This is a genomic window from Desulfobacterales bacterium (assembly GCA_029211065.1).
Lineage (GTDB): Bacteria > Desulfobacterota > Desulfobacteria > Desulfobacterales > JARGFK01 > JARGFK01.
This window is the reverse complement of record JARGFK010000005.1, coordinates 69,991-77,138: the sequence shown is the minus strand read 5'-3', so window position 1 is coordinate 77,138 and position 7,148 is coordinate 69,991. Positions and strand designations below refer to the sequence as shown.

Annotated in this window: 5 protein-coding genes; all 5 read right to left on the bottom strand. The window is 53.2% G+C overall.

From position 1 onward, the window contains the following. Positions 1-568 precede the first annotated feature (568 nt). The 5 genes from P1P89_02380 to P1P89_02360 all read right to left on the bottom strand — a co-directional run bounded on the left by P1P89_02380 (position 569) and on the right by P1P89_02360 (position 7,081). Positions 569-1,123, bottom strand: a complete 555-nt coding sequence (locus P1P89_02380) for a CBS domain-containing protein (GenBank protein ID MDF1590337.1) — start codon at positions 1,121-1,123, stop codon at positions 569-571. A gap of 28 nt (positions 1,124-1,151) precedes the next feature. Then, positions 1,152-1,643 carry a response regulator gene (locus P1P89_02375; protein ID MDF1590336.1) on the bottom strand — a complete coding sequence of 164 codons (492 nt, stop codon included), beginning with the start codon at positions 1,641-1,643 and terminating at the stop codon, positions 1,152-1,154. 75 nt (positions 1,644-1,718) lie between these two features. After that, the gene (locus tag P1P89_02370) at positions 1,719-3,791 is read right to left on the bottom strand and encodes an SLC13 family permease (GenBank protein MDF1590335.1); all 2,073 of its coding nucleotides are present in this window, start codon (positions 3,789-3,791) and stop codon (positions 1,719-1,721) included. 65 nt (positions 3,792-3,856) lie between these two features. Continuing rightward, positions 3,857-5,626, bottom strand: coding sequence for an ATP-binding protein (locus P1P89_02365; GenBank protein MDF1590334.1), 1,770 nt, complete (start codon positions 5,624-5,626; stop codon positions 3,857-3,859). A 174-nt stretch (positions 5,627-5,800) separates the two neighbouring features. Then, entirely contained in the window at positions 5,801-7,081 is a 1,281-nt protein-coding gene (locus P1P89_02360) for a radical SAM protein (GenBank protein MDF1590333.1), read from the bottom strand. Positions 7,082-7,148: the final 67 nt, after the last annotated feature.

Here is a 7,148-nt window from a genome sequence, read left to right as displayed (position 1 = left end):
GGCTTTCTTATATTCCCGGAATTGTCAAACTCTGGGAGTCCTCCGGCATAGCCGGAGGTTTACCTAAGGGAAATTAAATATTTAATACAAAATTTATGCCATAATGATTTGTTAAATGTAAAATCCGGAAATATTTTTTAACAACCTTATATCATTATATAAAATCGAGCATCAGCGATAACCGGACAGGAAAAGATAGGCGGCTGAGCGACAGGTTGTGCACAGAAAAATGTGCATCATGGGGTTCTGAAGTCAGATCGCATTCAAGGCGATTGCATTTTTCAGATATTCAGAGTGAGATGTTTTATTTTACCTCCTTTTCCCCGTGCTAAAGGGTTTGTACGACCGGCCATTTGACAATCGTTGCTGCAATCCATTGCCTACTGCATACTTGTCCTTCCCCCAAGCACCGACTTCTGGCTCCTGACTTCTGCCTCCTGACCCCTCAAGTTACGGCCGGGGAAGCCAGTACTGTCGCATGATCTCGTGGGACCATGCCGGCTGGCGAACCTCCTGGCGCGGCAGAAACTCCTTTTTTATTCCAAAATTATGAACAGGTCCGGGGGTCTTATATCTTGCAGGAGCTGATCATATCGCAGACTTTCTTAAACACATCCGTCAGCCGCAGGATGCCCACGATCTCCTTGCCCCGGGTCACCAGCAGGGACTGGTGTTTTCCGACCAGAAACTGGACCACCGCCTCGTTGAGGGTCGCCCCCTCATCCACAAATTCGCCCTCCGCGGGGGTGTACATGATGTTTTTGACTTTGACTGCCGCGGCTTTCCGGCAGATCTCGCCCAGGGGCCTCTTCAACAGTCCGAGCTCCTTGATCAGGCTTCGGATATAATCCGCATTGATGCCATACCCGTCCAGCTCCTTGAAATCCCCCACGTCCTGATACTTGGGCTCAAGGGCTCTGATCACATCGAGCTGGCTCAGTTTGCCCACGATCTTTCCCCGGGCGTCGTAGACCAGCACCGCCCGGTGCCGGTAGTGGTCCTGGTTGAATTTATCCTGGGCATCTTCCAGAGCGCGGACGGCTTCGTATAAAGTTGCCTCCTCCGACACGGTGGCATAATCCGCCAGCAGGACCATCATCTCTTTTACTATTATCGACTCCATTTAACCCTCCATTGGTTGTGTTTCTTGTCTATTGTCTGTTGCCGTCCAGTTCTTTCAGCTTTTTCAATAAATCCCGGGGAGAAGCGGCATCAACCTGGCTTAAATGGGATGCCATTTCCTCAGGGGAGATCCCCTGCCGGTTCATCACCGTTTTTTTGTACGCTTCCACAAGGGTCCTAAGCAGGGTGTCCAGACCGCACGGCTTGGAAAGATAGGTGTAAGCCTTTCCGAATTCTTTTTCATTTTCAGGATCAAAGGATCCGTGCCCGGTGAGTATGATCACTTCCAGCCAGGGATAATCCCTTTTCAGTGCGATCAACACGTCCTTTCCGCTCATGCCGGGCATTTTCAAATCAAGAATGGCGACATCCAGGAGATGGGTGCGGGCGACATCGAGGGCCTTTTCCCCCCGGTTTACGGCGATCACGTTGAAATCCCGGACCTGAAGACGCCGCCGGATGGATTCCAACAGGGCGTCCTCATCATCCACCAGCAGCAAATTGATCTGTTCCTTTTTCAAAATCGATATTTCCTTCGGCTGTTTGCATTTTGGGGGACGGATTTGAGACCGGCCCCCTTAAAGCTGTGATGCGAACTATACGGGAAATTTCAACCACTGCCAATACCCCAAAATCACCCAGCCCCACAACACGGCAAACGACAGGAGCAATGCCACAAAACCGTGCACGAAGAAATCCTTAGTGGTGATCAGCTGCTCGCCGGTTTCATAATCTTTGGCAAGGGCGAAGATGATGGCGTTGTTGGGGGTCCCGATGACCAGCATGTGCGCGAAGGAAGAGGCAAAGGCCGTTGCCAGACCGACCATGACGGGCGATGCCCCGGCAATGGTGGCCATGGGCACGGCAATGGGACCGATGGTCGCCACAGTGGCGCCGTCGCTCATGAAATTGGTCAACACACCGGTAAACAGGGAGGTCGCGATACTCAGCCCGGCGGCTGATTTGCTCATGACTTCCGGCAGGAAGCTCACAAAGGCATCGGCCATCAGCAGGGCCCCGCCGGTCATGGCCAGTCCGGTTCCCATGGCGCTTGCCGCCGCGTAGAGAAAAACCACGTCCCAATGGATGGATTGGACTTCCTTCCATCGCAGTATCCCCAGGATATTCAATGCCACTAAGGCCAGGATCACCGGGCCGCCCATTCCGTACCGGTCTGAAAAAGCGGACCACATGAAGATCAGGACCACCAGGACCACGGCGGTCTTGTATTCATCCGCGGTCATTTTGCCGATTTTTTCCGACTCACGCCTGACGGCCGCAGCCACATTGAGCGTTTTGATCGTAAGTTTGTTGCGGCCCCATAAATAGAAATACAGGCCGATGATAATCGCCGCCACCGGCACGAAAGGGAGGCCGTACTGGACCCATTGACCGAAGCTCACGTTGATCCCGTAGTCGGCCAGGATGCCGATCATGATGGCATTGCGGCCGCCGGCCGCCGGTGATCCGGGTCCGCCGAGATTGCAGGCGTAATTGAGGGTCAAGAGCATCATGACCACCAGGGCCTTGTCCTTGGCAATCCCGCCTACCCGCACGGCCCCCATGTAAACCATCATGAAAATGGGGGCGATAAAGGCGATCAGGGCGTGCTCGGACAGGAAGGCTGCCGTAACGGCCACCATGGGCGCGAATATCAGGCACATGCGGATAATCGACGTGCTGGGGGTCAGCAGCAGAATTCCGATGCGCCGGTCGAGCCCGGTTTTGGATATGGCCGTTGCCATGGCAAGGACCCCGAAGATAAAGATGACGGCGTCCTTGGCATAGGCGCGGGCCACTCCATCGGGCGGGAGCACGCCGAAGAAATACATCAACACGCCCACCAGCAAAGCGGTGACCCCCACGGGCATGGCGCCCGTGGCCCAAAACAGGGCCGCCACCACCAGCACGCCCATCATGACATGGGCCCGCTTCATGACCGCCCCGGCGCCCAGAAGCACCTTTGTTTTGGTGCCGTCCGGTTTTTTCACGGTTTCATACAGACCGGCCCGGTCGGCGTAATACTGGGCGACGGTCTGGCCCGGCTTCATTCTCCGGAAATCCGAATACCCCAAGATTTTTTCTTCCGCGGCACTCCCCTTTTCCGTTGTTATCAGAGCCTTCAAACGATCGCTCGGAGGCATGAAATAAATCAGGGCAAAAATCAGCGCGCCCAGAATGATGAAACCCGGCCGCGCACCCTGGACCCCCATGAACCAGCTTTTCAGGCTTTTTTCTTCGATATGGGGAATTTCATGGCGGGCTTTGGAATACCGAAATTCGTTGCGGGCCCCCTCGATCTTTTCGATGACCTCATCCAATGGGGCCGGCTTTTGCAGATAGGCGAACACATCGTGTTTGCCGGTCATCCGGGCCGATTCAATGGAACCGTGGCCGGTCAGCATGATGATCTGGACTTCCGGCCGGATTTTTTTGAGTTCCTTCAGGGTTTGAATGCCGTCCATATCCGGCATTTTCTGATCCAGAACCACCACTTCGGGGTCTTTGTGCCGGGCGATCTTGATGGCATCCTCACCGTTGTCGACGTCCAGAACCTCGTAACCGCGAACGGAAAGCCGCTTGGCCAATGCGGTCCTGAACTGGTCCTCATCATCTACGAGCAGGATGACCGGTTTTTTCTCCTCGGCCTGTTTTTCATTTTCACCCACGGGCCTCCTCCTTTTCCACAATTGGAATTTGTATTTTTAATCATAAAAATCCGAGACAAAGTCGATTAACTCCGACCTATCCCCTCCGGTTTTCCGGAAACCGGCAACACCACCGTGAATTCACTTCCGGCCCCCGGCGCGCTGCGCACTTCGATGCGCCCGCCGAAGCCTTCCACAATATTGAGACTGATGGGCAGGCCCAGTCCGGTGCCCTTGCCGACTTCCTTGGACGTAAAGAACGGCATGAAGATTTTTTCCGCTTTTTCGGCGATCATCCCTTCGCCGGTATCGGCGACCGAGATTTTAACGACATCGCCGTCCATCCCGGTGCGCAAGGTAATGATGCCGCCTTCGCTCACCGCATCACTGGCATTGTTCACCAGGTTCAAAAACACTTGACGCAGCAGGTCCGGGTCAAGCATCAACCCAGGCAGATCCGGCGCATAATCCCGAACCAGGGTAATATTTGACACGGTGAATTCATGTTCCGTAACACCGGAGACAACATCGTCGAGTAATTTATTGATATCGCACAGGACAAGCTCGGGATCGGTTTTGCGGACAAAGCTCAGGATCTTCTGGGTGACGTTTTTGGCGCGATGGATTGCCTTGTCGATTTCATCAAGCTCCCTGATAATGGCTTCCGGAGACGACTCCAGGCTCAAGGTGGGATCGAGCATATCCCGGATCAAACCGGCTTCTGATTCGATAATGGCTAGGGGGTTGTTGATCTCGTGGGCCACGCCGCCGGCAAGCTGCCCCACGGAAACCAGTTTATGGGCATGATACAGTTGGGATTTCAGTTCGACCCGGTCCTGCTCCAGTGATTCGGTCCAGTGGATGACCCGGCCGACAATCACCCAGATAATCCCCATAATCACCAGAACAAGAACGGCCGCGCCGATGATCATGGTGTTTCGCAGGACAACCATCTCCTGATAGGCCACATCAATGGACTGGAGCATCACCAGGCACCAGGGAACTTCCTTGAGCCAGGTATGGGCCGCCAGCATGGATTGTCCCTGAAAACGGATAGCGACGACATCCGCGTCCTTTTCCATGCCCGGCACATAGGCGGCCGGTTCCAGCAGATCGCCGAAGCCGGGGGTAACGGCCTGATGGATGCCGTCCCGGTTGATAAGATAACCGCTGGCGGGCTTGCCGTGCCTGGAATCCTGCAACAGGTTCTGCAGCTTGTCCGGATAAACGCTGGATCGAATCACATAATAATTCCCATCCACAATCTGTTTCACACCGATGGTAAAATGGGGCTGCCGCCGCAGTCCGAGATAAAGATCCGTAATAATGTAGCTTTTTGACTGACTGATCAGTTCCTTGTACCAGTTTTCCTGGCTGTAATCCTTGTTGCGCAGATGCGGATAGGGGCCGGCATAGCCGGTCTGGATGCCGCTGGAATCTATCAGACCCACATCCACAAAAGCATCGTCGGACCGCATGAGATTGGCCAGATACGATTCCATCATTGTCTGGCTGGGTTCCAGGTTAAAGGCTTTTAAATGGAACAGGTTGAACACATTCACGATTCTTTTCTGCATGAACAGATCGATGGTGTTGCGCTGGCTGTCCGCCACCGCAGAAAGCTGCAGTTTGCTGCTTTCGCGGACATTGGCGTGGAATTCATAGTTGAAATAAATCGTTATCAGGGTGATGGGTATGAGGTAGGCAATCAGCAGCCCCATGAAGAGGGCGTGCTTCAGACGGCGGTGGTAATTTTTGTCCGGCTTCGGATCCGTAAAGGGTTTCGGATCGGATGCATGATTTTTTTCAGTCGTCCGACCAACAGATCCGGAAACACCTGATTCAGATGTTGTCATGCGATATCTCAAAACGGTTGCAGGGTGTCGTTACATAAAATGGCACGATAATACCAAGAGGTGCTTTTTATAACGAAACTCCGGAAAATATCAAGGAGATTCCGGACCCGTCCAAAAATTCGCAGCAAAACAAACCTGCCCCCGATCGTTTGTTCTCAGGCTTTTTCCCCGCTGCTACATGAACCAGTTTTGACGTCCCTTTATCCAGCCTTTAACGGTTTCTATAGTCCACATTTTCAAATCGTCGGCCATATAAAATTTAGGGAAAAGGAGATCTTCATCTGCCGTTATCATGCCGTCTTTAACTGCCTGCCGTACAAGCGGGGTGTAGGGATAAATGCGGATACCGACGGTTATCCTTATGGAGTCGGTATGGAGCGAATCGGCAAATGCAAGGCTTTCTGTTATCGTATCCTTATCTTCCCCGGGACTCCCCAGCAGTAGAAACCCCATTATATGGATATGATATTTTTTTAAGAGATCGCAAATATATCGAACCTCATCCGGGCTGTAGCACTTATTCATGTTTTTAATTATCCGGGCCGAACCGCTCTCAAACCCCAGGCTGACCTCCTCGCATCCGGCCAGCGCCATCTTTTTGACCAGATCCTCGTCCACTTTCCAGGGGTAGAGGATGCAGCGCCATTTCACATTGATTTTTTTCGCGATCATCCGCTCACAAAGCTCCCTGGCGTAGGATTTGGGAAAGTTGAACACATTGTCGACAAAGAAAAATCGGTCAAACCCGGCCGCAACATATTGTGACAATGAATCAACCACCTGTTCCAAATTTCGCTTGTGCAAAACCGGCCCTTCAATCATTGGCGTCGAGCAATAGGAACATTTCATCGGGCACCCCCGGCGGGATTGAAACGGCAGCCATATCTGCTGGCCTTGGAGGTTGGCCGGGGCGCTTAAATGCGCGCCGGGAAGCGGCAGTGGAAAATCGTCCAGATTGAATTTAAAGTTTATTTTGCCCTGAAGGCCCTTTTCCGGCAGGTATAAACCCGGTATTCCAGCAAAGTCCTCTCCCCTTTCAAGTCTTTCCAGCAGTTGAACAAAAGCATGTTCCCCTTGCCCCTGGATTCCCATGTCGGCCCCGAGATATTCAAGGGCGCTTTGAGGGAAAATGCTGTACCCCGCCCCCCCGATGATAAAGGGGCAGTCGGTCTGCTCGCGGCAAAAGGAAACGATCGATCTAACGGGTTCCAGCAGGAACTTGGGCTCCGCTATGTTCTGATCGTCGATATTCCGAACGGAAATCCCGATGGCGTTCGGCCTAAACTCTTTTATGGATGCTGCAAGGACTTCCCTGACATCTTCACGCGCCATTAAATTCAGCAGGGCAATATCATGTCCGGCCATCTGCGTCGCGCTAGCGATACACCCCAGCCCCAGCGGCAGAACCGGCATGTTCATCAATTCGGTATTCGCGGAAATCAGCAAGACTTTCATCAGCTTATGCTCTCCATGGCTATCCCCTCGCGGCGCCCGTCGCCCGCAGATCCGCCCTGCCTACAAA